17 protein-coding genes and 1 tRNA gene are annotated in these 26111 nt (G+C 42.6%); 9 read left to right on the top strand and 9 right to left on the bottom strand.

Going from position 1 to position 26111, the window contains the following annotated elements:
* The first annotated feature begins 140 nt into the window (after positions 1 to 140).
* The 3 genes from FHG64_RS09805 to FHG64_RS09795 all read left to right on the top strand — a co-directional run bounded on the left by FHG64_RS09805 (position 141) and on the right by FHG64_RS09795 (position 4635).
* Entirely contained in the window at positions 141 to 3011 is a 2871-nt protein-coding gene (locus FHG64_RS09805) for a M16 family metallopeptidase (protein WP_139066233.1), read from the top strand.
* A 249-nt stretch (positions 3012 to 3260) separates the two neighbouring features.
* Positions 3261 to 3698, top strand: coding sequence for an Hsp20/alpha crystallin family protein (locus tag FHG64_RS09800; RefSeq protein ID WP_139066232.1), 438 nt, complete (start codon positions 3261 to 3263; stop codon positions 3696 to 3698).
* A gap of 310 nt (positions 3699 to 4008) precedes the next feature.
* A complete protein-coding gene (locus tag FHG64_RS09795) occupies positions 4009 to 4635 on the top strand; it encodes a fasciclin domain-containing protein (RefSeq protein ID WP_139066231.1) in 627 nt (208 codons plus the stop codon).
* 147 nt (positions 4636 to 4782) lie between these two features.
* Here the strand turns inward: FHG64_RS09795 and FHG64_RS09790 are convergent.
* Positions 4783 to 4856, bottom strand: a tRNA-Ile gene (locus tag FHG64_RS09790).
* A 259-nt stretch (positions 4857 to 5115) separates the two neighbouring features.
* Between FHG64_RS09790 and FHG64_RS09785 the strand changes: the two genes are divergently transcribed.
* Complete coding sequence (locus FHG64_RS09785; protein WP_139066230.1) at positions 5116 to 6219, top strand: outer membrane beta-barrel protein; 1104 nt, start codon at positions 5116 to 5118, stop codon at positions 6217 to 6219.
* Positions 6220 to 6223: 4 nt separating this feature from the next.
* Here the strand turns inward: FHG64_RS09785 and mce are convergent, their stop codons facing one another.
* Entirely contained in the window at positions 6224 to 6661 is a 438-nt protein-coding gene (mce, locus tag FHG64_RS09780; RefSeq protein WP_139066229.1) for a methylmalonyl-CoA epimerase, read from the bottom strand.
* Positions 6662 to 7257: 596 nt separating this feature from the next.
* On the opposite strand from mce, the gene rbfA reads away from it, so the two are divergent.
* Both rbfA and FHG64_RS09770 read left to right on the top strand, forming a co-directional pair.
* Positions 7258 to 7653, top strand: coding sequence for a 30S ribosome-binding factor RbfA (gene rbfA, locus FHG64_RS09775; protein WP_139066228.1), 396 nt, complete (start codon positions 7258 to 7260; stop codon positions 7651 to 7653).
* A 1-nt stretch (position 7654) separates the two neighbouring features.
* Entirely contained in the window at positions 7655 to 8854 is a 1200-nt protein-coding gene (locus tag FHG64_RS09770; RefSeq protein ID WP_139066227.1) for an ABC transporter permease, read from the top strand.
* Here the strand turns inward: FHG64_RS09770 and dusB are convergent.
* The 3 genes from dusB to FHG64_RS09755 form a co-directional block, all read right to left on the bottom strand.
* Complete coding sequence (dusB, locus tag FHG64_RS09765; RefSeq protein WP_139066226.1) at positions 8851 to 9843, bottom strand: tRNA dihydrouridine synthase DusB; 993 nt, start codon at positions 9841 to 9843, stop codon at positions 8851 to 8853. The two genes, FHG64_RS09770 and dusB, sit on opposite strands and share 4 nt — an antisense overlap.
* A gap of 617 nt (positions 9844 to 10460) precedes the next feature.
* A complete protein-coding gene (locus FHG64_RS09760) occupies positions 10461 to 12884 on the bottom strand; it encodes an outer membrane beta-barrel protein (protein ID WP_139066225.1) in 2424 nt (807 codons plus the stop codon).
* A gap of 138 nt (positions 12885 to 13022) precedes the next feature.
* Positions 13023 to 15962, bottom strand: a complete 2940-nt coding sequence (locus tag FHG64_RS09755; RefSeq protein ID WP_139066224.1) for a glycoside hydrolase family 3 N-terminal domain-containing protein — start codon at positions 15960 to 15962, stop codon at positions 13023 to 13025.
* 341 nt (positions 15963 to 16303) lie between these two features.
* On the opposite strand from FHG64_RS09755, the gene nagB reads away from it, so the two are divergent.
* From nagB to FHG64_RS09740, 3 genes are read left to right on the top strand one after another with little or no spacing between them, the layout of a single operon-like run.
* Positions 16304 to 18238 carry a glucosamine-6-phosphate deaminase gene (gene nagB / locus FHG64_RS09750; protein WP_139066223.1) on the top strand — a complete coding sequence of 645 codons (1935 nt, stop codon included), beginning with the start codon at positions 16304 to 16306 and terminating at the stop codon, positions 18236 to 18238.
* A complete protein-coding gene (locus FHG64_RS09745) occupies positions 18238 to 19077 on the top strand; it encodes an ROK family protein (protein ID WP_139066222.1) in 840 nt (279 codons plus the stop codon). Before nagB ends, FHG64_RS09745 begins: the two co-directional genes overlap by 1 nt.
* 10 nt (positions 19078 to 19087) lie before the next feature.
* Positions 19088 to 20020 (top strand): N-acetylmuramoyl-L-alanine amidase, encoded by a 933-nt coding sequence (locus tag FHG64_RS09740; protein WP_139066221.1) that lies wholly within the window; start codon positions 19088 to 19090, stop codon positions 20018 to 20020.
* Positions 20021 to 20146: 126 nt separating this feature from the next.
* Here FHG64_RS09740 and FHG64_RS09735 read toward each other — a convergent pair whose 3' ends face one another.
* From FHG64_RS09735 to FHG64_RS09720, 4 genes are all read right to left on the bottom strand, one after another.
* Positions 20147 to 21388: a C40 family peptidase gene (locus FHG64_RS09735; RefSeq protein ID WP_246054059.1), complete on the bottom strand. Its 1242-nt coding sequence runs from the start codon at positions 21386 to 21388 to the stop codon at positions 20147 to 20149.
* 1 nt (position 21389) lies between these two features.
* Complete coding sequence (locus FHG64_RS09730; RefSeq protein WP_139066220.1) at positions 21390 to 22427, bottom strand: dipeptide epimerase; 1038 nt, start codon at positions 22425 to 22427, stop codon at positions 21390 to 21392.
* Positions 22428 to 22669: 242 nt separating this feature from the next.
* Entirely contained in the window at positions 22670 to 24124 is a 1455-nt protein-coding gene (locus tag FHG64_RS09725) for a sodium:solute symporter (RefSeq protein ID WP_139066219.1), read from the bottom strand.
* Positions 24125 to 24131: 7 nt separating this feature from the next.
* Entirely contained in the window at positions 24132 to 25763 is a 1632-nt protein-coding gene (locus tag FHG64_RS09720) for a glycoside hydrolase family 10 protein (protein WP_139066218.1), read from the bottom strand.
* Positions 25764 to 26111: the final 348 nt, after the last annotated feature.

Genomic DNA, 26111 nt, shown 5'->3' with positions numbered 1-26111 from the left:
GGGATGCTGCTGTTTCCCTATAAGAGTTGACTTCAGGCTAACCATGTTTGAAACAAAAAAATAGCCGTAAATGTAACAAGTAGTCTCATTTTCAGTCAAATTGCTATATATTTAGCAAACTTTTAATCAAAATAAATACAATGAGACAATTTAAGTTTAGGCTAATGGCACTCATCATGCCCTTAGTATTTGTAGCTTTTGTTTCCTGTGACAAAGCTCAGGGGAATGAAAATGATACGCAGGATGAAGGTTTATCGGTCAAATTCGAAAAGTATGAACTGGAGAACGGGCTTAACATAGTCCTTCACCAGGACAAGTCAGATCCCATAGTATCTGTAGCCATACAATATGGTGTGGGATCCAACCGGGAGAAAAAAGGACGTACAGGTTTTGCCCATTTATTCGAGCACATGCTCTTCCAGGAGTCTGAAAATGTGGGACAGGACCAGTTCTTCAAGAAGATCCAGGATGTTGGAGGAACCCTGAATGGGGGAACCTGGCAGGACGGGACCATCTACTATGAGGTGGTACCAAAGAACGCTCTGGAAATGGTAATGTGGCTGGAGGCCGACAGGATGGGATATTTCATCAACACGGTAACAGAATCTGCTTTTGCAAATCAGCAGGAAGTGGTACAGAATGAGAAACGCCAGCGTGTGGACAATAATCCTTACGGCCATACCAACTGGGTAATCGACAAGCATCTATATCCAGATGGACACCCTTACAGCTGGCAGGTAATTGGAGAACTTGAGGATCTTCAAAGTGCTACCGTTGAGGACGTGAAGGAATTCTATGATAAATTCTACGGGCCAAATAACGCGACCCTTGTTATAGCCGGGGATTTTGAAAAAGCTGAAGCCAAGGAGCTGGTAGAAAAATATTTTGGTGAAATAAAAAGACGCCAGGAAGTAGAGCCAATGGAAGTACAATATGCTTCACTTAATGAGACAAAACGTTTATATCACGAAGACAATTTTGCCACCGCACCACAGCTTAATATGGTTTGGCCGGCAGTAGAACAATACAGCAAAGATGCCTATGCCCTGGATTTTCTTGGAGAGATCCTTTCCCAGGGGAAGAAGGCTCCTCTTTACAGGGTTCTTGTGAAGGACAGGAAGTTAACCTCGAGGCCTTTTGCTTACAACAATCCCGGCGAGATCGCAGGACAATTCAGGATATCTGTGACCGCAAATAGCGGAGTGGATCTGGATAGTATCGAGGCAGGGATCAATGAAGCTTTTGCTCTTTTTGAGGAAGAAGGAGTGACAGAGAGGGATATTGAGCGAATCAAAGCCGGCCTGGAAACAGACTTTTATAACGGTATAAGCAGTGTGCTTGGAAAATCCTTCCAGCTGGCACGTTATGATGTTTTTAAAAATGATCCGGGATTCATCACCCAGGACGTGGAAAATATCAAAGCTGTTACTAAGGAAGATGTAATTAGGGTTTATAATGAGTATATAAAAGGACAACCTTTTGTACTTACCAGTTTCGTTCCTAAAGGACAGCTGGAACTCATAGCTGCAAATTCTGAAAAAGCAGAAGTGGTAGAGGAAGAGATCACAGAGAATGTACAAACAGAGGTAGTGGATACCGAGCAGGAGATCGAGAAGACACCTTCAAAGATAGACCGTTCCAAACAACCTGAAGTTGGGGAAGCTCCCGGTCTTGATGTTCCGGATTCATGGAGAGAGGAATTGAGTAACCAAATGAAAGTATATGGTATTGAGCAAACAGAGCTGCCACTTGTTAATTTCAGTATTGTACTGGAAGGAGGGCATATGCTGGATGATCTTACCAAAAATGGGGTTGCAAACCTTATGACAGATATCATGATGGAAGGTACCGCCAATAAAACCCCGGAAGAGCTGGAGGAAGAGATTGACCTGCTGGGGGCCAATATCAATATGTACACTTCCAACGAATCCATCATTATTCGTGGTAATACCCTTAAGCGCAATTTTGATAAGACTATGGACCTTGTACAGGAGATCCTGCTTGAACCACGTTGGGATGAAGAGGAATTTGACCGCATCAAGACCAGCACCATAAATGGCATCAAGAGAAATGAGGCAAATCCTAACGTAATAGCCAGGAATGTCTATAATAAGATACTTTATGGTGAGGATCATCCTTTTGCACATCCTGTTTCGGGGACTGTAGAGAGCGTGGAAGCAATAACGATCCAGGATCTTAAGGACTTTTACAATCGCAATTTCTCACCTTCTGTGAGCCGTGCGCATATAGTTGGTGATGTTTCAAAAGCTGAAACACTTGCCGCTCTTAAAGGTCTGGAATCTGGCTGGGAAGCCAAAGAAGTGAACATTCCGGAATATGAGATCGCCGGTGACCGCGATAAGGCATCCTTATATTTCGTGGATGTGCCAGATGCCAAGCAATCTGTTATTCAAATAGGATATATAGCCCTTCCAAGGACCAGTGAGGATTTCTATCCGGCAGAGGTGATGAACTATAAACTTGGAGGTTCTTTCTCAGGGAATGTAAACCTCATCCTTAGAGAAGAAAAAGGATACACTTATGGGGCACGTTCAGGATTCAGCGGCTCCAAGATCCCGGGTACCTTTACAGCTTCTTCCAGTGTAAGGACAAATACCACAGGAGAGTCTGTAGATATCTTCAGAAATGCGATAAAGGAGTACAAGCAGGGTATTTCTGAAGAAGACCTTGAGTTTACGAAAAATGCGTTAATCAAATCCAATGCTTTGAGATTTGAGACCCAGGGATCGCTACTTGGAATGCTTCAGGAAATGAGTGCATATGGCCTGGAGCCAGATTATATCGAAAAGGAAGAAGAGATCGTGGGCGCTATGACCCTCGAGCAGCATAAGGAGCTTGCCAACAAATACCTGGATGAGTCCAAGATGGCTTACCTCGTAGTTGGTGATGCCGCCACGCAGTTTGAACAGTTCACAGATATGGGCTTTGATGAGGTGAAACTTCTGGATAAGAATGGCGAGGAAGTGGAACTCACGCAAGTAAAAATGTAAAATATCCATTTCTCATTTATACAAAGGACCTGCCCTCACCGGCAGGTCTTTTTATTTCTGAAAACCCCTAAAACCCTCTAACAACGGGATCCTGACAATTTTTACTGCGGAAAACTGACAACTTTTCATTTTTTCTGAACGGCACTTAATTTGCTGAAAATTAAATGGAAAGCCGAAGGATCTACGGACCTGAAGAAGGCCGTATCATATATATAGATTTGAATTGTTTAACCTTAAAAATTTTGAGCCATGAGCAATTTGATGAAGAGAAACGGATTTTGGCCTGCAACATCTACTGTAGACCAATTTTTAAATGACAGTTTTTTTAACTGGCGTAATGAGATGAGCGGGATCGCTGCCTCTCCCAAAACAAATATCAGGGAGACAGATGATGAATTCCTCGTAGAGATGGCAGCGCCCGGGATGAAACGGGATGATTTCCACGTAGAACTGGACAATGACATGCTAAAGATCTGGACAGAAAAAGAACAAACAAACGAGGATAATAATGAGTCCTATACAAGAAGGGAGTTTAGCTATGAATCCTTTTCCAGGTCCTTCTATCTGCCTAACACCGTGGAAGCAGATAAGATCAAAGCCAAATACGAGGATGGCATGCTGCGGTTGATGATCCCAAAAAAGGAGGAAGCTAAAAGAAAGCCTCCAAGAACCATTAAGATCTCCTAAGAGAGATGAAAAGGCCACCCAAAAGGGTGGTTTTTTATTTTGCCCGTTTCAATAAACAAAAAATTGCTACTCATTAAGGACATATAATATATGACTTGTGGCAATCATAAAGCTTCATCTGCCCTATATAGTATTCTGCGCTTCAATGAACGTTCTTTGTTCAATATGAATTGTGGGTCAATTGATAAGGTTCATAGATAATTTAAACCCATATTTATACAGATTCAAAATTTAACTCTAATTAAATTATTGTTTATGCAATATTCATTGTTTAAGCCGTACATTGCGTTGAACTTTTAACATAAAAAATATGATAAGATCTTATAAATTTTTAGCAGTTGCCCTTATTTCTATAATCTCTTTTACAGCCTGTGAGGACAAGGAGAAAAAAGAACAGGCAGAGAGTGAAAGAATGGAAATGGAGCAAATGGAAGCCGAAAGAGAGGCCGAAATGCGAGCCAATGAAGAAAAAATGGAAATGGAATCCAATTCCATCGCCGCCAAAGCAATGGGTACAGAGCAATTAAGCACTTTGGTAAGTGCGCTACAAGCTGCTGAGCTGGCACAAATGATGAAAGAAGAAGCGGGACCCTTCACCGTGTTTGCTCCTACCAATGATGCATTCGCTAAAATTGACCAGGCTACTTTAGAAAATCTTTTAAAGCCTGAAAATAAGGAGCAGTTGCAAACTGTTTTAAAATATCACGTTGTTTCCGGGGAAGTTATGGCTTCAGACCTTGCTCAACAAATTTCTGCCAACAATGGAACCTATAGTTTCTCAACAGTGGAAGGAGCTGAATTAACAGCGACCATGCAAGGTGACAATATCGTCATTAAAGATGGAAACGGTCAAACCGCCAACATCGTACAGGCAGATGTGGACGCTTCAAATGGTGTGGTACATATTATAGATGCAGTAGTTATGAAAAAGTCATAGTCTTCAAATTTAACTCTATTTAAAATCCCGCTGAGCGGGATTTTTTTATTTTTTACTGTGAACCTTATGACGCTGGAAGGTCCGTAGCCCGGGCTTCTCAACCTTCAAAAACAACAAACCCCCGCTAAAAGCGAGGGTTTTTATTTGTGGTCCCACCTGGACTCGAACCAGGGACCACCTGATTATGAGTCAGGTGCTCTAACCAGCTGAGCTATAGGACCGGCTCATTGGTGTTATGAGGGCGCAAATTTATGTAATTGCCGCTTAGTCTACAAACATTTTCTGAAAATAAATTAAATAGTAGTGAGTAGTTAGTATTGAGTAGTGAGATGTTAGACTTTAGACTTGAGATTTGAGACTTTAGAAAGGAGTGATTAGCGCGATAGAGCTAAGCTTCCAAAAGGTTTGCAAGCTATTTTTGTTTTTATGTAACTTACGGTTGCAGGAGGAATCTAAACAGGAAAGGATGGAAACCAACATATGAAAATAAGGAAAATTGCATTTTTGATCACCTTCTTGTTCCTGTGGAGAGGTGTTATGGCCCAGGAAAATTCTTCCAGTCTGGCATTTTCAGCTTATACAGATGTATATTACTCATATTTCAGCAATGAGATGGAGCCAAATGCGCTGCAGCCTTTTACAACTGTGTCTCCCAGGAGCGAGCGCTTCGGACTAAATGTCGCCCAAATAGGACTTGCCTATGATTCTCAATTTGTGAGAGCCAATCTTATTCTTCATTGGGGCGATATTGCAAAGGCTACCTGGAGCGAAGAGTACAATAATGTGCAGGAAGCAAACCTGGGGTTCAAACTGGCAAATGGCTGGTGGATAGATGCCGGGTTCTTTGCCACACATATAGGGACTGAAAGTTTTCTTCCAAAGAACGATTTCTTAAGCTCTACTGCCGTGGCTACCTATAATGAACCTTTCTACCAGGCCGGGGCGAAGCTGACATATGAAGGATCTGATGATTTTTATACAGAATTTTGGGTGCTCAACGGCTATAACAGGTTTCTGGACAACAATAATGCGAAATCTATCGGAGTACTGTTCAGCTACAATTTTTCTGAAAACACTTCTCTTACCTACACCAATTTGCTGGGTACAGAGTCTGCTGAAGGATCTGCAGTAAAGCAATACCGCATTTATCAAAACCTATATCTAAACACTGTATTAACCGAACGTCTCATATTGATCGTAGGAGGAGATGTGGGAACACAATCCAATTCCAAACTGCCAAATATGGAGGAGACAGCAATAATGTATAACGCCCTCACTACGCTACGCTATCTGTTCACCGATAAATGGTCTGTCACCGGGAGGGCAGAGGTATTCAATGACAGGCACGGCTTTATTAGCGGACTTATCCCTACACAAAATTCCGGTATGCAGGGATTGGAATTGTGGGGCCTCACTTTAGGAATTGAATATAAACCTGATCCCAACTCCTATATTCGGGGAGAGGCCAGGTTTTTAGACCTTGATGATAATGCAGCTCTTTTTTCCGGCAGCTATAGCCGGCATAAGCGTTGGGAATTGATGGTTACAATGGGCTATCAGCTTGACAGGGTATTTGGGTTTTAAAGCCTTACCTCATCCCATCCTCATACACTTCTTTTGTGGTTGGTCCTTTGTCCTGGCAGAGCTCTACCAATACGCCATGGCCGTTCTTGGGGTGCATAAAGGCAACGATCTTATTATCTGCCCCTGGCTTTGGAGTTTCGTTGAGGAGGGTGAACCCTTCAGCTTTTAACCTCTCAATTTCAGCTTTTATATCTTCCACATTGAAAGCGATATGGTGGATTCCCTCTCCTCGCTTTTCAATGAATTTCGCGATTGGACTGTCTTCTTTCGTTGCAGCCAGCAGCTCTATCTTACTTTCCCCTATCTTAAAAAACGAAGTGCTCACGCCCTCAGTTTCTACTTCTTCGGTTTTATAATGCTCACTGCCCAATATGGCTTTGTAGGTCTTGTTGGCTTCTTCGAGGTTTTTTACTGCAATTCCAATATGTTCTATGTTTCTCATATTTCTGTTTTCTGTTTTCCGTTTTCTGTTTGCTGTTTAAAAAAGTTAGTCACTAATGCACGAATATTTTCTAAGGGTTTCGCGAGTTAAGGATTATAATCTCACTCATACCCGGTTTAACCACAGAGTTTAAAATGAGTTTTAAATGGAGTTTCACGGAGTTGGTTTTTCTGAACTTTTCCTTTTTTAACACGCCCTGACTATCCTCTCTCCTCTTTCCACTTTCCACCTTTTATTAGCCACTAATGCACGAATATTTTCTAAGGGTTTCGCGGGTTAAGGATTAAAATCTCACTCATACCTGATTTAACCACAGAATTTTAAAATGAGTTTAAAATAGAGTTTCACGGAGAAAAAGGATTTCGCGGATTTTAGCGGATTACATTGAAATTTAAACATCGAGTCATTTTTTCCCCCTTTGGGGGCTAGGGGGCTCTGCCCTGACTTTCCTCTCTCCTCTTTCCACTCTCCACTTTTTCCAACTGACAACTGACAACCGACAACCGACAACCGATAACCGACAACCTACAACCTACAACTTACAACCTACAACATCATCCATTCAAATTTAACCATATTTATACTACTTTTGTAACATGGAAGAAACAAACAGACAGAAAAAGATAGGCGGGGTTTTGCAGAGAGACCTGGCAGAGATCCTTCAGAATCATTTGAGGGACGCGGGGAAGACGGGAATTTTGATCTCGGTTTCTAAAGTAAAGGTCACTACAGACCTTTCTATTGCGAAGGCATACTTAAGTATATTCCCTTCGAGTCACGCACAGGATATCCTTAAGGAACTTAACCTTATCAAGAATAAGATCAAGCACGAGCTGGCGCAGCGTACCAAGAACCAGCTAAGAAGAATGCCAGACCTGGACTTTTTCGTGGATGATTCCCTTGATCATATCGAGAAGATCGAAAAGTCTATTAAAGGAGAGGATAATCCAATTAATAACCCCGATTTGCTGGATCGCAGGAAAAAGTCATAAGGTGAATTTTTCCCTCTACATTGCCAGGCGATACCTTTTTACAAAAAGCAGCAATAATGCTATCAACATTATTACGATCATTGCCGCCATTGGAGTGTTTGCAGGGGCATTTTCTCTTTTCATCGTCCTTTCAGGATTTTCAGGACTTAAGGAATTCAGCTTAAGTTTTACCAATGAATTTGACCCCGATCTAAAGGTGTTTCCTGTAACGGGAAAAACCTTCAGCTTTGATGAAGAAAAGAAAGAGCAACTTAAAAACCTGCAAGGGATAGCGTCTTTTTCAGAAGTCATTGAAGAACGCATTTTCCTGGAATATAAATCCAAAACCCATACAGCCTTTATTAAAGGGGTTGACCCTGGTTACAGGGAGGTGAATAATGTAGAGAATTCCATTATTTTTGGCAGCTGGCTTACGCAAAATGAATACCAGGTAGTTGCCGGCACCGGGATCACCCGTCTTCTTTCGCTTAGTGTGAATGATTACCAGAATCTTCTAAGTATTATGGTGCCCCGCCCGGGAAGGGGACAAATCACAGATCCTACCAATGCTTTTAACCGGGAGCGGGTCGTGGTAACCGGCGTTTATAGTGTGAATGAGGACCTGGATAGTAAATATGTCTTTGCCACTACAGGCTTTACCAGGTCTCTGCTAAATCTGGCAGAGGATGAGGTAACAAATATCGAAATAAAACTTTCCCCGGGGGCTAAACCAGCTGAAGTAAGCGAGGCCTTAACAAAGTTATTTGACAACCGGGTACAGGTACGTAACCGTGCACAGCTCAACGAAACTCTCTATAAAATGCTTAATACCGAAAACCTGGCGGTATATCTTATTTTCACCCTGGTGGTGATCATTGCACTTTTTAATGTTGTGGGTTCTATAATTATGGTGATTCTGGATAAAAGGGAAAATATTAAAACCCTTCACAGCCTGGGTGCTTCCCCGGCTGAAATCAGGAACATTTTCTTTATGCAGGGTGCGCTTATGACCGTCGTGGGTGGGATCATAGGAATTCTGGGTGCCCTGTTGGTGGTATACCTGCAGCTAAAATTTAACCTGGTGATGATCACTCCAAGCCTGGCTTACCCGGTGCAAATAAGATTGGAAAACCTCCTCATAGTATTTCTCACCATTGGCAGCCTTGGGATCCTGGCGTCCTGGATAGCAGCTACCAGAAGCAAAAAAGCTTTGGAAGCCTAAGCGAATTCGTAACCGGCAAACTCCTTTTCCACCTCATCAAAGGCAGCAAAAACATCTACCGCGTCATCGCTGGTCACCATTTTTTGTCGGAACTCCTTAAAGTGCGGAATGCCTTTAAAGTAATTGGTATAATGTCTTCTGGTTTCGAACACCCCAAGCTTCTCCCCTTTCCAGTCTATGGACATTTGAAGATGCCTTCTGGCAGCATTCACCCTTTCTTCTAAAGTTGGAGGAGCCATATGTTCCCCTGTCTCAAAGAAGTGTTTCACTTCCCTGAAGAACCACGGGTAGCCAATACTTGCCCGGCCTATCATTGCGCCGTCCAGGCCATAACTGTCACGCATTTCCATAGCTTTCTCCGGGGTATCCACATCCCCGTTTCCGAAGACAGGAATATGCATACGCGGATTGTTCTTTACCTCTGCAATAGGCCTCCAGTCTGCCTCTCCTTTGTACATCTGGGCACGGGTACGGCCGTGAATGGAAATTGCCTTTGCCCCCACATCCTGAAGCCTCTCTGCCACCTCTACTATCTTAATGGAATCATGGTCCCACCCAAGTCGGGTCTTAATAGTAATAGGTAGATTTGTGTGTTTAACCATCGCGGCTGTAAGAGAGACCATAAGGTCAATATCCTTCAGGATTCCCGCTCCGGCACCTTTGGATACCACCTTTTTTACCGGACAGCCAAAATTAATGTCGATCATATCAGGCCCCGACTTCTCGACGATCTCCACGCTTTCCAGCATAGATTCCAGGTTTGCGCCAAAGATCTGTATCCCAACAGGACGTTCCTTCTCGTAAATATCCAGTTTCATCACGCTCTTTGCCGCGTCACGAATAAGCCCTTCAGAAGAAATGAACTCTGTGAAAACAACATCTGCCCCCTGCTCCTTGCATAACGCACGAAACGGCGGATCACTCACATCTTCCATTGGTGCTAGCAACAACGGAAATTCCCCTACATCTATGTTTCCTATTTTGGCCACAGTTTTTTATTTGAGGATGCAAAATTAGCAAATTAAAGTTCTAATGGCAACTCTATTCTGAGAGTCTGGAATCTAGAGTCTGGAGTCTAGACCTTTGACTATGAGGATAGGAAGACATAAGAATTGAAGAAAAAGAGTCTGGAGTCTGGAGGCTGAACGTTTTGCATTAGACCAGAGACCAGAGAACAGAGAGAAGAGAAAAACGAAAAGCACCAAGCACCAAGCACCAAGCACCAAATTTCAAAAAAGATTAATGAATTTCCTTTTACAAAGGACTAAAAAAAGAGAGTATCCCGCCCCAACTTTCCACATTACACTCTCCTCTCTCCACTTTGTTCAACCTACAACAAAGAACTGCGCAGCAGTCTTTTTTCTTTTCTCCCCCTTAGGGGCCGGGGGCTTTTCCATATCCTCTAAACAGTCTAACAGCGAAGCGGTTTAAAAAATTAGACCCCAGCAGCACAAGCGATTTGTTTTCTCCCTCCCCCTTTGGGGGCCGGGGGGCCTTTCAACTCTCCTCTCTCCACATTTGTTCAACCTACAACTTACAACCATACAACCTACAACTAAGAACTGCGCAGCGGTCTATTCTTTCTCCCCCTTAGGGGGCCGGGGGCTTAATTACTCCCCAACCTCTTTCCTTCTTCCGCTTCAATCGCGCGGCTGTTGTCTCTAAGTTTAAAGTTTCCAAATTTATAGATCACTCCAAACCTAACTCTCCTGGTTTCGCCCTCTCTCACAAAATAGGAATTGTTCTGGTTAAGATAGTTGGAAACAAGAGGAATGTTTTGTCCGTTGAAGATATCATCGACATTAATAGTGGCCACCAGCCTGTCATTGAGAAAGCTTTTCCTAAGTCCCACGGAAAGAATTGTTTGAGGTTCATCAAAGTTATACGATCCTTCGATATATCCGGGAAGAAAGGAGCCTGTAACTTCTGCTGAAAATGTTCCGTCTTTTGAAAGGGTAAGGAAATTCTGCGCCTGAATATAGGCAGTATAAATATCATTCGTTACGACCTGATTGCCACTCTCCAATGCTACAAAATCATTCTGCATATAGAACATAGATGCATAGGCATATAAATACCACCACTCTGTTACGTAATCATAGTACATGATATCCAGGCTAAACTGTTCTGAAAAATCCATGTTGGCATAAACAGATCGCAGCTGCCTGTTTTCATTGTCCTGGAAAGGCAGGGTGGCCATAGCATTATCTGCTTTATCCCAGTAAAGATCGAACGAAAGCTTATTCTTATATGTATAATTGAAATTTATCCTGTTGGCTATAGATGGCCTTAAATTTGGATTTCCTTCCTGGAAGTTGTTCTCATTTATAAAATACCTGTAAGGATTAAGACTCTGGAAGCGCGGGCGGCCAATGCGGCGGCTGTAATCCAAACCGAAAGAATGATCTTCACCCGGCGAGTGCATCAAATAAAAGGTAGGAAAAAGTTCAAAATACTCCTGGGTGTTCACCAGTCCCATGGAAATGGAATTCCCTGTAACATCTGTATATTCCCCTCTTAAACCTCCTTTTATGCTCCAGGCATCCCATTCCTTTGACCAGCTTAAATAGGCTGCATAGATATCCTCATCATAATCAAAATGATCTGAAAATTCTTCTACAAACCCTCCCCCTGCATTGGTGTCAAAAAAATCCATACCGCTTTGAGATCTTATTCCCGAATACTTCACCCCGGTCTCCAGGCTGGAACCTGCCACAGGAGTGGAATAATCTATTTTACCTGTATAAATATCGGTGTTTTGACCCGAGATGGTTGAAAAGGAATTTCTATTAAGTAAATCTCCTCCCGGCGAGCTGTAACGGGTAAGCAAGTCCTGTAGCTGTTCATCATCATATTTTAAATAATTTGCCACCGCAGAGAGTGACCCGCCATTTTCTCCTACTTCAGTCGTATAGGTTGCACTTAACAGGATATTATCCTGCTCATTTCTTAGATCACTCCTGGTTGTAAAAAGAGAGTCCAATTGGCCCTGCGGATTGTAAATTTGGGTTAACCCCCGAATATCTGAATCAGATTTTGGGGTCAGTTGCAAATTTGCACTAAGGCTTAGGGAACTTCTTTCGCTTAGGGTGAAATCTATGATGGTATTAAGATTATGGGAGATCCTCCTGCTATCTTTTTCGAAATCATTGAACCAGCGGGAATCAACACCCCCACCCGGTTCATAGAATTCAATGAAGCCTTCGTCATTTTTGTAGTCAAACCGGGAATTAAAATTATAACTGGCAAAAACATTCACCCAGTCATTTTTATAGTACTGGCTTGTACCAAGTAAATATTTAGGTACCACAGCAACTGTATTGGAAGCATTAAGGCTCCCTTTATATCCAACAGAAATATTCTTGCTGGTCTTTATATTAAGGATGGCACCACCTTCTGCATCATATTTTGCCGGGGGATTGGTGATCACTTCAACAGACTTTATATTGGCACCCGAGAAGCCTTCCAAAAGCTGCTGCAGCTCCTGCTGGGTGAGATAAACCCTGCGATCATTAATGTAAACCGTAGCCGGCCTGTTCTTTACCAGAAGTTGCCCCTGACTTTCAATCACCCCGGGTGTTCTCTTTAGCAATTCGTAGGTACTGCCGGTGGAAAGCGTAGTGTTCTCTACATTAAACACCATCCTGTCAATAGTTTTGGTAACCGTGGGATTGCGGCCATTAATTGTTACTTCTCCAAGTTCTCCCGCGTCCTCATTCAGGATCAAAGTAGGTATAGTGGTGTTTTCTGTCACATTTACTCTGGTGACATAGCGTTCAAAACCAATGAAGCTCACCGCCAGCACATAGTCATTGGGAGCTATATTTTCAAAAACGAACTCTCCTTCCTCATTGGAAACAGCCCCGCGGTATACGGTAACTGAGTCTGTTTCAAAAAGGACCACATTTGCAAAAGCCACCGGCGCCGACTCTTTGTCCTGCAGGTTACCTTTAACTTCGTGTTGAGAGAATATATATGTAGGGAAGAGTAGGGTTAGTAAAAACAGGGGACTGAAGCAGAATTTCTTCATTAGTGGGGGCAGATATTTAAGGATATGATTTGGTTTAGCTCAAACAAATATACCATTTCCCTAAAAACATCTAAATTTTTCCTGAAAAACTTAAATTATTCCTACAAAAATTTAATTCTAACCTACAGCAGCCCTTTGTTAGTCAAGGATGGCATCATAAATCACCTGGTGAATATTTGTTCGTGTATTAAGGCGATATAATCGTGAGTTATCACGGGTGGGAGCAACCCGGTTTGAAAGAAAAATATACAGCAGGTCCTCCTCGGGGTCCATCCAAACCATAATACCTGTAAACCCGGTGTGGCCATAACTGGCAAGGGAAGCGTCCTGCGCGGTATTCCTGCTTATCCCCTCCTCATTATAATTTGGTTTGTCAAATCCCAGGGCACGGTGGTTATCGCTATCTGGAAAAGTACGTTTGGTGAATTTTTCAATGGTCCCTGCTGAAAGATATCGCTCCCCGCCATATTCCCCTTTATTAAGGTACATCTGTAATAATTTTGCCAGATCATTGGCATTGCTGAATAATCCCGCGTGCCCCGAAACCCCTCCAAGCATTATCGCTCCCTCGTCGTGAACCGTCCCGTGAATTGGCTCACGCCTAAACTTATAATCATTCTCTGTAGGTACTATCCTGTCTTTCGGAAATTCAGGATTGAAACCCAGGGTGGTGGCTCCCAGGGGATCGTAAAAATTTTGTTGTAAATAATCAGCAAAATCCGGTTCGGTCATACTCTCCACCACCCGTGGGGCGAGTATGAAGAAGAAATCTGAATACACATACTTCTTCTCACCGCTCACCGGAGATTTTCTTATTTCCTTTACGATCTTATCTGGGTAATTACGATGCAGGTACATCTCCTCTGTAATTTTAATAGGATATTTTGCTGAAGAATCCTTCTTAATGGTAAACCAGCGGTAACTGCCATTCTTCCTGCGGGTGTTTTTCCAGAAAGGGATCCAGGGTTTAAAACCTGCCTGGTGCGTGAGGATATCGTGATAAGGAATATCTGCCTTATTAGACCTGCGGAAGGATGGAAGATGACTGGCCAGGGTTTGGTCCAGCTCAAATTTCCCCGCATCATGCAACTTCATAAGCGCTGCCATGGAAGCTGAGATCTTTGTAACCGAAGCCAGGTCGTAAAGGTCTTCCTTTTTCACTTTTAGGGTGTCATGATATACATGTTCCCCGTAAGCTTTGTGAAAGAATACTTTCCCTTTCCTTGCCGCCAGCACCTCCCCTCCCGGTATAGCCTTTGCGTTAATTGCCTGCTGCATAAGGGAATCTATTCTTTTGTTCAAAATACCTGAGTCCATTCCTACTTCTTCAGGCAAAGTATAGGATAACCTTATTCCACCCTGCACCGGTAGTCCTTCTCCTGCTTTAAACTTTTCTCCAACGCTCACAGGTAATTTTCCGGTTGCACCTACCCCTCCAAATATGACCTGTGCCGCCAGTTCCTGAGCATTCCTGCTATCCTGATAAGTAAGTATCAATCCAGTTGCATCTTCAATATTCTGCAGCTTATCCATCACATAAGGATTTTTGAAAAGGCTTACTAGCGTTACTTTTTGTTCTATTAGTTCCCTTAGAAATTCCTGTACTTCCGCAGTCATTTTAATAGTATTTCGCGGAAATTTGCTGTCATCGTGGATACCCGCTATCACGAGATTATAATCCAGTAATTTTGCCTTTACCACGGTAATTTCTTCCGGGGAGGCATCATTTTTTAAATTGAAGTGCTCTATCCCGGTGTAAAGAGATAAGGTTTTCTGAAAAGGAGTGACTTCCTCTGCGCCTATGGAGACGGAAGCTATCCTTAAATTTGAAAGTTGCCTTAGTGGAAGGATATTCAGCTTGTTTTTAAGAACAGTGAGGGAAGCCTCAGTGAGTTTCCGGTTAAGGAGATTTGCATCCGGGGTGTTCAGTTCTTCAATAATATTTTCAAGAGAGGTAGGTTCAAAGTCCTTAAGCCCCACCCAATACTTCACCGCCAGTATTTTACGGCAACGCCTGTCTATTTCTTCCTGACTTATTAAACCCTGATTGATGGCTTTCCTTATCTCGGCGATGGCTTTGGGCACATCTTCAGTAAACTCCAGCAGGTCATTTCCTGCAAGAATGGCGTCCTTGTCCACCACCCCGGGTTCATTCCCGTCTGTAACCCCTTTCATATTCATCGCATCTGTCACGGTAAGGCCTTTAAAACCCAGCTCTTCTTTTAGAAGGTTAGTGATTATTGGCCTCGACAAAGTAGAAGGAACGCCTGTGGAGTCAAGGGCAGGAATATCGAGATGGGCTACCATCACCCCGCCAATCCCGGCTTTCACCACTTCCCGAAAAGGATAAAGTTCCAGGGAATCCAACCTGGCCCTGTCGTGGTTTATTTGTGGCAGCGCGTAATGGGAATCTGTATCTGTATCTCCATGCCCGGGGAAATGCTTGGCGGTGGTGAGCAGGCTATTGTCCTGCATTCCTCTCATGTAGGCGATGGATTTGCTGGTTACATTATACTTATCCTCACCAAAAGACCGAAAATTTATCACCGGATTATTAGGATTATTATTCACGTCCAGTACCGGTGCAAAATTAAGGTGCAGGCCGGTTCTTTTAATCTGCCGGGCAACTTCTGCTCCCATATCGTAGATAAGCGATTCATCCTGTATTGCACCAAGTGTCATTTGGAATGGATAACTTATGGTGGTATCCAGCCTCATCCCCAGTCCCCACTCAGCATCTATTGCGCCCAGCAGCGGCACTTTTGACGCTGCCTGGTATTCATTCATAAGCCGTACCTGCCTCACGGGTCCACCCTGGAAGAAAATGAGCCCGCCAATCTTTTGTTCTCTTATCAACTTCAGGATCTCCTGCCGGTGCTCCTCTCCCCTGTTGGAATAAGCGGCCACCATAATAAGCTGCGAGATCCTTTCATCTGGAGAAAGGGTTTCCATTATGGAGTCTACCCATTTGTGGTGTTCATATTTAAGAAATTCGGGTGTCTTCGTTTCCGTGGATTGGGCGATTAACTGGTGATTGCATATTAAGAGTATTAATAATAGCCAGGGTAATTTTTTCATTGTAAAGAGGGTTTGGAAGCATTTTTTCTCCAGCAGAAAATTAAACTTTTTTATATAAGTAAGAAGCACATTACCCGGAGGTAAAAATTGGAAGAGGCTTTCTTAGTTGTTCATGTATTTTCCGTAAATATAGTTTTTTGAAATGTGGGTTTCAATATAAAAATCTTACAACACTTTTCTATGCAGGGTCTTTTAGAAATCAGGAAAAAATTGTTTAAAATTATCGCTTTATAGAATTTATTTCTTAAGTTCATTGGTTAATGCTTACCCGATGTGAAATGGTGCCTTTAAATTCAACCAGGACCTGAAATTCAATGAGAACTTAAAATACCAGTAAACTTATGGCGAGATTAAACCTGCTCGAAGAAACAAGATTTGAAAGATTACCGGTCACTGTTTATAAAGACCAGCAGGAGGCGGCAGAGGAGATTGCACAGCAAATTGGGACGATTATAAAATTGAAGCAGGAGAAAGGAGAGAATGCTGTCCTGGGCCTCGCCACAGGAGCAACTCCTGTAGAAGTCTATGCCAGACTGGTAAGAATGCATAAGGAGGAAGGACTTAGTTTTAAAAATGTAATAACCTTCAATCTGGACGAATACTACCCAATGCAACCAGATGCCAAACAAAGCTACGTGGCGTTCATGGATGAGCAACTCTTTAACCATGTGGATATAGACCGCAAGAACATCCATATCCCCGATGGTACTTTGGCAGCAGAAGAGATAGCGGGATACTGTCTTTCTTACGAGCACAAAATTGAAGAAGTGGGCGGCCTGGACCTGCAGATACTTGGAATAGGAAGGACCGGCCATATAGGCTTTAATGAACCGGGTTCTGCTCCAAATTCAGGTACAAGGCTGGTAACACTTGATGACCTTACCCGCAGAGATGCTGCAAGGGATTTTGGTGGAAAGGAAAATGTACCCACCAAGGCTATTACTATGGGAATTGGAACCATCTTCAAGGCAAAGGAGATCATTCTTATGGCCTGGAGCAAGAAGAAAGCTTCAATTATTAAAAAGGCTGTAGAGGGGGAAATTTCCGGCAATGTACCGGCTACCTACCTGCAGCTTTCAGATAATGTCAAATTTGTATTGGATGAGGATGCAGCATCAGAACTTACTCGCTTTGATACTCCCTGGCTGGTTAAGGATTGCGACTGGAATAAAGCCCTGATCAAAAAAGCGGTAATATGGCTTTCTTCTGAAACAGGAAAACCCATCCTTAAGTTAACAGATGAGGATTATAACAATCACGGTATGGCCCAGCTGGCCACAGAACAGGGGCCGGCCTATGACATCAATATACATGTCTTCAACCAGCTGCAGCACAGTATAACCGGCTGGCCCGGAGGTAAACCAAATGCCGATGATTCCCAGCGACCCGAACGGGCGGAACCCGCAAGGAAACGTTCTCTTATATTCTCACCACACCCGGATGATGATGTAATTTCTATGGGAGGTACTTTCATACGGCTGGTAGACCAGGGGCACGATGTTCATGTAGCATATCAAACCTCGGGAAACACTGCGGTTTGGGATACAGATGTTTTAAGGTATGTGGAGTTTGCTATAGACTTTAACAAGAGTATTGGAAAGGACACGAAAGAACTTGAGTCCACCTATGAAAAAATGCGTTCTTTTTTAAGTAAAAAGCAGCCAAATGAAATTGACATTCCGGAAATTAGAGATGTAAAGGCATTTATAAGAAAAACTGAAGCCTATGCGGGAGCCAGATATGCCGGACTTAATGACAGCAATATCCATTTTATGGCCCTGCCTTTTTACGAAACCGGCAAGACAGTTCGCAACCCTGTTAAGGAAAAGGATATAGAAATTACCATGGATTTGCTTCAGGAAATAAAGCCCCACCAGGTTTTCGCTGCCGGGGATTTTGATGACCCCCATGGCACTCACATTGTTTGTTTCAGGATCATTCTTGCTGCTTTGGAAGGTTTAAGGGAAACCGAAGAGTGGACCAAAGATTGCTGGCTATGGATGTACAGAGGGGCCTGGAATGAATTTGAGACCCATGAGATCGAAATGGCAGTACCTCTCTCTCCAATGGAAGTAAAAAAGAAACGGCAGGCTATTTTCCAGCACCAGTCGCAAAAAGACCACCCTGTATTTCCCGGGGATGATGAAAGGGAGTTTTGGGTAAGGGCTGAACAAAGGAACAGGGAAACTGCAGTTAACTATGACAAATTAGGATTGGCAAACTACGAGGCTATGGAAGCTTTTGTAAGGTGGAAATTTAGTGACGAAGTAAGGTAATGGAGGAAGTGCTGGGAGTGGATATTGGAGGGACCTCATTAAAAACCGGCAGGGTGAAAAATGGTGCCGTAGATGGGACATTTACAATTGCGGTTGAAAGGGCGGCCGCTTCTCAAAAAACCCTTGAAGACCTGTACCGCTGTATTGAAGCTGTTATTACAGAAAATACTACAAAAATAGGAATAGGTGTACCTGCAGTAGTAGATCCTGTCACAGGAATTGTTTACGACGTTCAAAATATACCCGCCTGGAAGAAGATAGCTTTAAAGGATATTATAGAAGATCGATTTGCATTGCCGGTTACTATTAACAATGATGCAAACTGTTTTGCCCTGGGAGAAAAAATCTACGGCCAGGGAAGGGATTTTAATAATTTTATAGGCTTGTCCCTTGGGACGGGAATTGGAATGGGCATCATTATTAATGGCCACCTGTACAATGGCGTATTATGCGGTGCCGGGGAGGTGGGAATGTTGCCTTATAAAGATGGTATCCTTGAGGATTATACCGGGAGTTTCTTCTTTTCTTCTCATTATAATGCAACCGGGGAGGAATTGTTCCGTCTAGCTGCAAAAGGAGAAAAAACAGGTATTGAGGCCTTTACTGAATACGGCCGGCATTTAGGAGAGGCAATAAAGAGCATTCTTTACCTTTTCTCCCCGGAGGCTGTTATTTTGGAAGGGGCAATAAGTAACGCCTTTCCTTACTTTATCAATCCTGTTAATGACAGCCTTAAATCCTTTGCTTATCAAAAACAATTGGAAAATTTTAAGCTGATAAATTCTAATTTGCATCATCCTGGTATACTTGGTGCGGCAGCATTATGCTTTGAAGATTAACATTATACTTATGATAAAGATTGCACGGTTCCTTACACTGGTTTTACTCATTCACACTGCAATTTCTTGCGGAAGTAACCCCTATGCAACTACCAATAAACAGCACCAGGATCAATCCCGGCAACTCACCCGGCAATTAAATACTTTTCCTCCTGATCGAACTCCTGCAGAGGCGGGCTTAAAGCACGCTGAAGATTGGGTAGGTACTACAAACTTCAATCTGCGAAAACCAAATTTTGTTATTATCCATCACACAGAGCAGGATTCTGTTGCCCAAACCCTGTACACTTTTACACTGCGCCGCACCCAGGTAAGTTCCCATTATGTGATAAGCAGGGATGGAGATATATACCAAATGCTCAATGATCATTACCGCGCCTGGCACGCAGGGGTAGGTAAATGGGGAAATGTCACCGATCTTAACTCCTCTTCCATCGGCATAGAACTGGATAACAACGGCTTTGAAGAATTTACCCCGGCAATGCTGAACAGCCTTCTGGAACTGCTGCAAGTACTTAAGGAAAAGCATAAGATCCCTACCGCCAATTTCATTGGACATTCAGATATCGCGCCGGGACGTAAGGTTGATCCCAATCCCACCTTCCCGTGGGAATTATTAGCTAAGGAGGGATTTGGCCTTTGGTATGATGACCTTGATGAGGAAGAACCCGTAGTAGTTATCGATGGCAGACCTGCAGTGAGAAGATGGAATCCTGATTCAAAAAATGGCACTACATTGGTTGAGGCTGTGGAGGACAGTCTGCAATCACAGTTTATAGATGTAGATCCCGAAATTGCCCTGCGCATTATTGGATATGATACCAGTAACCTTGAAGCCGCCATCCAATCTTTTAAACTCCACTTTATACAAACAGAGGTAAATTCTGATTTAACTGCACGGGACCTGAAGATCCTGAATAATCTTTATAAGAAATATATGTAGAGCCCTCTCCTATCAGGAAAGTGGAGAAGGAAATGAAATCCCGGAAGACAACTTTAAAAATAAACAGAGGGAATAGATGAGCTATCTACTCCCTCTGTTCACTTTCTCTTCTAATTGACAGGATTTCTATTCTGTTTTTTTCAGGAAAAGATCACTTTGTGTTAACTGGATGAGCTTCTCATCTTCCTCCCCCAGCACCCTCTTGGTCCTTAGGTATCTATTGTAATTGTATTCGTCAAAATCTTCGGCATTGGGATCCATGTTGCTTATATGCACATCTCCCATCGCGTGGATGAATTTATTGTCCCCAATCCACATCCCCACGTGGATCACTCTTTCCGGGGAAGTTGCCGTGGCTTTCCTTCCGAAGAATAATAGATCCCCGGGAATAAGGTTTTTGAAATTTCTTGTAGAATCCACCTCTACTCCTGTATGTATTTGCTGGGAAGCATCACGCGGAAGGATGATCCCGTTAAGGAAGAAAATAGTTTTTGTATAACCACTGCAATCCACTCCCTTGGCTGAAGTTCCTCCCCACAGGTAAGGGATTCCCATAAAAGCTTTTGAGGTCTCAATTAAGGTCTCTCCTGTAGGCTGTAAACCTGCAAGCCACTGTTCGTAAGGTTGAGCGTGGTTTTTTTCTACATAACCTTGTTTGCCATGAGGATATTTTACTTTATAAAATCCATTCTCCTCTCCCAGGATCTCAAGGATGTTTCCGGCTACAAGATCACTTACTACCTGGGAATCTGCACTTGCACCTTCATAGGCGAAACCGTATGTTTTTAAGTAGATCACTTTATCTGCCGCCTTCCAGGTTGCAAGATCATTTTTTGTAAACGGATTAACTCCACCATAATCCACCCAGGCAAGATAACCTTCCGGGGTTTGGATATAATACCAGCCGCCGTCTTTCTTGTAAACCTTCACAGGAGTTCCAAGAATTGCCTGTGTCACTAATTCTGAAGAATGCGAGGGTTTGGACCTTAAGTTGGCCACAGATATTTTTATCACCCCCTCTGTATTACCCTCCATTTCTGCGGAAGGAAGCATCTTGATACTGTCTGTAAACGCAATATTCTGAGACTGAAGTTTTTGTTTTAAAGCACTCACGGCCTCCGGAAGGTTGGACTCTCCTTTTAAAATATATCTTCCATTTTTATTATAAGATTCCACGTCAAATAATGCCACTCTTCCATCTGGTGCATATTCATTCTTTACGGCTTTAATATGTTGTTCAGATTCATTCACAGGTGTAGCCTGAGTGGTTTCAGGGGTACCAGATGAGTTTAATTCAGAGGTTTTACAGCCTCCTGCCATTAAAACAAGGCTAAGGGCCCCGATCTTAAAAATTCCTGCTCTGTTCATTTTATTCATTCTTTAATTCTTCAGTAAAAATAATCAATTTTGCGCCGGTCCCGTTTCGGTTTGGGAAATGTGTTTTTCCATCAGAGACCTTTACACCCTCTGCAATATCATTTTTGATAAGCAAGCCGCCATCCATATCCACGTAGTCAAGCAACGGTAGTAATTGGCCAATTGCAGAAATTCCCACAGTAGATTCTGTCATACAACCTACCATCACTTTCATTCCCAGTTTCCTTGCCTCCGCGATCATTCTTCTTGCGGGGGTTAATCCGCCGCATTTAGTCAGCTTTACATTCACCCCGTGAAAATATCCTGCACATTTGCTCACGTCAGCTTCTGTGATACAGCTTTCATCGGCAATTACCGGCAGGACAGATTCCTTATAGACTTTTTGCATTCCTTCCATATCCCCGGCCGGCAAGGGCTGCTCGAGGAATTCCACCCCCAGTTCCTTCATAATGGGTGCGTATTCGATGGTTTGATCTGCCGTCCAGGCGCAATTGGCATCCACCCGAAAAATTGCATCTGTATGTTTTCTAAGTTCCCGTATGATCTTCACATCTTCCTCTGTGCCCAATTTAATTTTGTAGAGTGGCCAGGGAAATTCCTTTATCTTTTGGACCATTACCTCAAGCGTATCAATGCCAATGGTATAATTGGAAAGCGGGAGATCCTTTAATTCCAGGCCCCACAGCTCATATAAAGGCTTTCCATTCCTTTTCCCGTACAGGTCGTGCATTGCGATATCAAGCGCACATTGGGCAAAGGAATTGCCTTTAAAATGCTTATTGGTGATCTCCCACAGTTCTTCGGGAGTTTTATGAATATTTTCGGCAATAAGAGGTTCAATGGCCTTTATTGAGGCACTCATACTTTCCACATCAACCCCGTAATAAGAAGTAGCTGCGGCTTCGCCATAACCCGTAAAACCACCATCTGAAAGTGCAACGATAAGAGTTTCCTGAAAATCCCTTGCAGTATGACTTATGCGGAAGGTATTCTTTAATTCTAATTTGTATTTATAGGTCTTCAGTTCCATTTTCTATTCGGCTTCAAATTCTTCGGAAATGATTTCCAATTTAGCAATTCCCTACAGATTTGGGAAACATAAATTCTTCAGATTACAAACTGCATAAACCGGACCAGCACTAAATTATTCGCTAACCTCCTCCGAAAACTGATCTCTTAAACACTGCCAGGTTTAAAAATTGCACTCAATTTTTCGGCAGGTTACTTACATTTCCGAATGTTATTCCGCAAATAATTTCTGGAAGAAATTATCTACACTTCTTTTACGGGTTGTTTACCTTTTAAAAGATATAACCCCAGGCAGGTTATGGCGGCATTTACTATTAAAATTTCAAATCCGAAGATATAACCATTGAACCAGGCGGCAGAATTGTAATCCAGGATCACAGATATGATTGGTGACAAAATAACTACCAGGGGGACATATTTATCATACACCGGCCTTTTGGAAAGCAGTCCAAAGGCAAATAATCCCAGCAATGGCCCATAAGTAAATCCCGCAACTTTAAATACCGCACTTACCACACTGCTGTCATTGAGGCTGTTAAAAATAATTATAACACAAAACATCAAGATGGTAAATCCTATATGCACCAGCATCCTTGTCCTGTTCTGGTTTTTTACTTCGTGCTTTTTTATATTCAAAATATCTACACAAAAGGAGGTGGTAAGAGAAGTGAGAGCAGAGTCGGCACTGGAGAATGCTGCCGCAATAATACCTAACAGGAAAACGATTCCCGCCAGCATTCCAAAATGGTTAAGTGCCAGCATAGGATAAAGCTCATCTGTCCTTGCCGGGATCCCAATTCCCTGTGCCAGGGCATATTGATATAAAAGAACTCCCAGGGCAAGGAACAGGACAGTTGCAATAAAAAAGGTGATAGAGAACCAAAGAATATTCTTTTGTGCATCGGCCGTATTGCTAATGGTAAGGTTCTTTTGCATGATATTCTGGTCAAGACCATTCATTGCAATGGTAATAAAGATTCCTGCCAGGAAAGTCTTAAAGAAATTTTGACCAGATCTCCAGTCCCATTCAAAAATGGTAGACATTTCACTTTCAGTAACAACAGTAAAGACCTGGGATATATTTAAGTCGAGGTGGTCAATGATCATTATAATACTTACTACCACCGCAAGCAAAAGAAAGGTAGTTTGAAGAGTATCTGTCCATACAATAGTCTTGATCCCACCCCTGAAGGTGTAAAGCCAAATCAATGAAATTGTGGTGAGGACAGTTACATAAAATGGAATTCCAAACGAGTCAAAGAATGCCAGTTGCAGGACAAGGGCTGCAAGAAATAACCTGAAGGAGGCTCCAATGGTTTGAGAGATAAGGAAAAAAGATGCGCCAGATAAATAGGAGTTTTGTCCAAACCTGTCCCGCAAATATTCATATATGGAAACCAGCTTAAGCCTGTAAAATAAAGGGATGAGCACCAGCGCGATAACTGCATAGCCCACCATATTTCCCATCACGAACTGCAAATAGGTCCAATTGGTGTTTCCCACTTCCCCGGGAACTGAGATAAAGGTTACCCCGGAGAGGGTTGCACCCACCATTCCAAAAGCCACCAGGAACCAGGGTGACTGCTTATTGGCAGTAAAAAAGGTATTGTTATCTGCTTTTCTTGAAGTGAAGTAACTTATTACCAGTAACAGGGCAAAATAGGCTATAATAACTCCAAATACCAGAAAAGGGCTCATAGACAGGTTATCTTATTTGAATTTCTTTTAGGTCACTTTCATTTCCACTCCTGTTCACAGCTGTTACTGCTATATGACTAATTGTTGCGCTGCGCCCTTCCTGCACTTTAGGTAATTCTACTGCACGTTCATTCTTACTAAGTACCTTATATTCCCAGGGACCGTTATCGTATTTGTAATACACCACCCATCTAAAGATATCCTGCGCATTATCGTGATTCCAGGAGACGTTCAGTTTGTTGACAACAAGTTGGGAATTTACAACCGGTACTTTAGGAACTTCTGCATCCAGCCAGGGGCTTGAAGGTACCAGGGCGGGTTTTTTATAAGCCGTTTCCAGAATTCCTTTGGATACATTTGGATATTTTAAAAGGGGACCAATGCTCCAGTGGATGGAACCTTTACTTTCAGGTAACATTCCCCTCGTGATCATAATTTGGCTTACCGTTTCAATAACGTTGGGTTCATCTCCCCCAAAATCTATATTTATACCGGGCCAGAGGTGACGGTTATGAGTATTTTCATTTTCCCACCAACCTAATAGAACAGGGAAACTTTGAGCAGTCTGGCCAATTTTCCAATATAGCTGGGGTGAGTAATAATCTATCCATCCTTTATTAAGCCACAAACGAGCATCTGCATAAAGTTCGCTAAACTGGTCCATTCCTTTAATAGATGCAGGATAACCCGGGCGGTAGATCCCGAAGGGGCTAATTCCAAATTTTACCTGAGGCTTTTCTGCCTTAATTTCTTTATATATCCTTTCTACAAAAAGGTTCACATTAGCCCGACGCCAGTCTCCCCGTGCAAGAGTGCCTCCCTTTGCTAAATAATCGTTATAACTTGCCGTATCCGGAAAATCTTCCCCTTTATTATAGGATGCATATGGGTAAAAATAATCATCGAAATGAACACCATCAATATCATACCTTTTAACAATGTCCATTACTACAGCAGCTGTGTGATCCTGCGTTTCCTGCAAAGATGGGTTCATCCACCACATTCCGTTCTTAAGACCGGTCATCAAATGAGGTTTTTGACTTACCAGAGAGGCTCCTGTTACTTTACCGCCGGTAGAATGATGAGCACGATATGGATTTAACCATACATGAAGCTCCATCCCGCGCTCATGTGCCGCGTGTATCCAGAACTGCAGGGGGTCATAAAAAGGTTCCGGGGCTTTGCCCTGCTCCCCGGTTAAATATATACTCCAGGGTTCAAGTATACTTAAATATAAAGCATCTGCCTGGGGTCTAACCTGGAAAATTACAGCATTATAGTTGTGCTGATGTAAGAAATCCAATAAAGCAATTGCCTCCCGTTGCTGTTCAGCAGTAGAAAGTCCCGCTTTACTGGGCCAGTTGATATTGGCAACTGTGGCGATCCATGCGGCACGGAATTCTCTCATAGCCGGGCTCTTTGGCCTTGTTATATACTCCTTTATATCTTCCGGCTCCGGGGCAGGAGGCGGCAGCGGACTTACAGGCGAAGCTTCTTCAACCACTACTTTTGGCATCTCAAGAGGTGCTTCAGGAAGAGATTCTTTTTTTTGATTTGTTACAGTCTTTTGGGAAGAACAGGCGGTGATAAAAGCAAGTATCACTAAAAAAATTGGCATCAATCTAAAAGGACGATACATAGGATGAAGGTATTATTGTTTGGATGCGTAATATTTAACTGTCAAAGATAAATGAGAAAAATGCACAAATACGCTTCTTGTGCAGGATGTTCATAAATATTCTTGCTTTCACGCAGGATCTTTAAAGTTTAATTTACGAATTCGTGTAAGAGCTTAACCTACAACGGAATTAATTTGTAGCCAGCTAAAATATAAACTTTAATAAATTTTTACCTTTAATTAGAACAAGATAGATGAATACAGCATTATTCTTTTATGTTGCTTATTTTTTTGAATGTAAAAAAATTACTTTTTTGCTCATTTATTTATATTGCTACCTCGCCTTCCATTTTAATCCGTTTTACAATC

This window comes from Antarcticibacterium flavum (genome assembly GCF_006159205.1).
Lineage (GTDB): Bacteria > Bacteroidota > Bacteroidia > Flavobacteriales > Flavobacteriaceae > Gillisia > Gillisia flava.
The sequence above is the reverse complement of the archived record's forward strand: the minus strand, read 5'-3'. Positions and strand labels throughout refer to the sequence as shown.

Excerpts from the sequence above, each read along its gene's own strand:
- FHG64_RS09805 (WP_139066233.1), top strand. The coding sequence starts at position 141 with ATGAGACAATTTAAGTTTAGGCTAATGGCACTCATCATGCCCTTAGTA.
- FHG64_RS09800 (WP_139066232.1), top strand. The coding sequence starts at position 3,261 with ATGAGCAATTTGATGAAGAGAAACGGATTTTGGCCTGCAACATCTACT.
- FHG64_RS09795 (WP_139066231.1), top strand. The coding sequence starts at position 4,009 with ATGATAAGATCTTATAAATTTTTAGCAGTTGCCCTTATTTCTATAATC.
- FHG64_RS09785 (WP_139066230.1), top strand. The coding sequence starts at position 5,116 with ATGAAAATAAGGAAAATTGCATTTTTGATCACCTTCTTGTTCCTGTGG.
- mce (WP_139066229.1), bottom strand. The coding sequence starts at position 6,661 with ATGAGAAACATAGAACATATTGGAATTGCAGTAAAAAACCTCGAAGAA.
- rbfA (WP_139066228.1), top strand. The coding sequence starts at position 7,258 with ATGGAAGAAACAAACAGACAGAAAAAGATAGGCGGGGTTTTGCAGAGA.
- FHG64_RS09760 (WP_139066225.1), bottom strand. The coding sequence starts at position 12,884 with ATGAAGAAATTCTGCTTCAGTCCCCTGTTTTTACTAACCCTACTCTTC.
- FHG64_RS09755 (WP_139066224.1), bottom strand. The coding sequence starts at position 15,962 with ATGAAAAAATTACCCTGGCTATTATTAATACTCTTAATATGCAATCAC.
- nagB (WP_139066223.1), top strand. The coding sequence starts at position 16,304 with ATGGCGAGATTAAACCTGCTCGAAGAAACAAGATTTGAAAGATTACCG.
- FHG64_RS09745 (WP_139066222.1), top strand. The coding sequence starts at position 18,238 with ATGGAGGAAGTGCTGGGAGTGGATATTGGAGGGACCTCATTAAAAACC.
- FHG64_RS09740 (WP_139066221.1), top strand. The coding sequence starts at position 19,088 with ATGATAAAGATTGCACGGTTCCTTACACTGGTTTTACTCATTCACACT.
- FHG64_RS09735 (WP_246054059.1), bottom strand. The coding sequence starts at position 21,388 with ATGAACAGAGCAGGAATTTTTAAGATCGGGGCCCTTAGCCTTGTTTTA.
- FHG64_RS09730 (WP_139066220.1), bottom strand. The coding sequence starts at position 22,427 with ATGGAACTGAAGACCTATAAATACAAATTAGAATTAAAGAATACCTTC.
- FHG64_RS09725 (WP_139066219.1), bottom strand. The coding sequence starts at position 24,124 with ATGAGCCCTTTTCTGGTATTTGGAGTTATTATAGCCTATTTTGCCCTG.
- FHG64_RS09720 (WP_139066218.1), bottom strand. The coding sequence starts at position 25,763 with ATGTATCGTCCTTTTAGATTGATGCCAATTTTTTTAGTGATACTTGCT.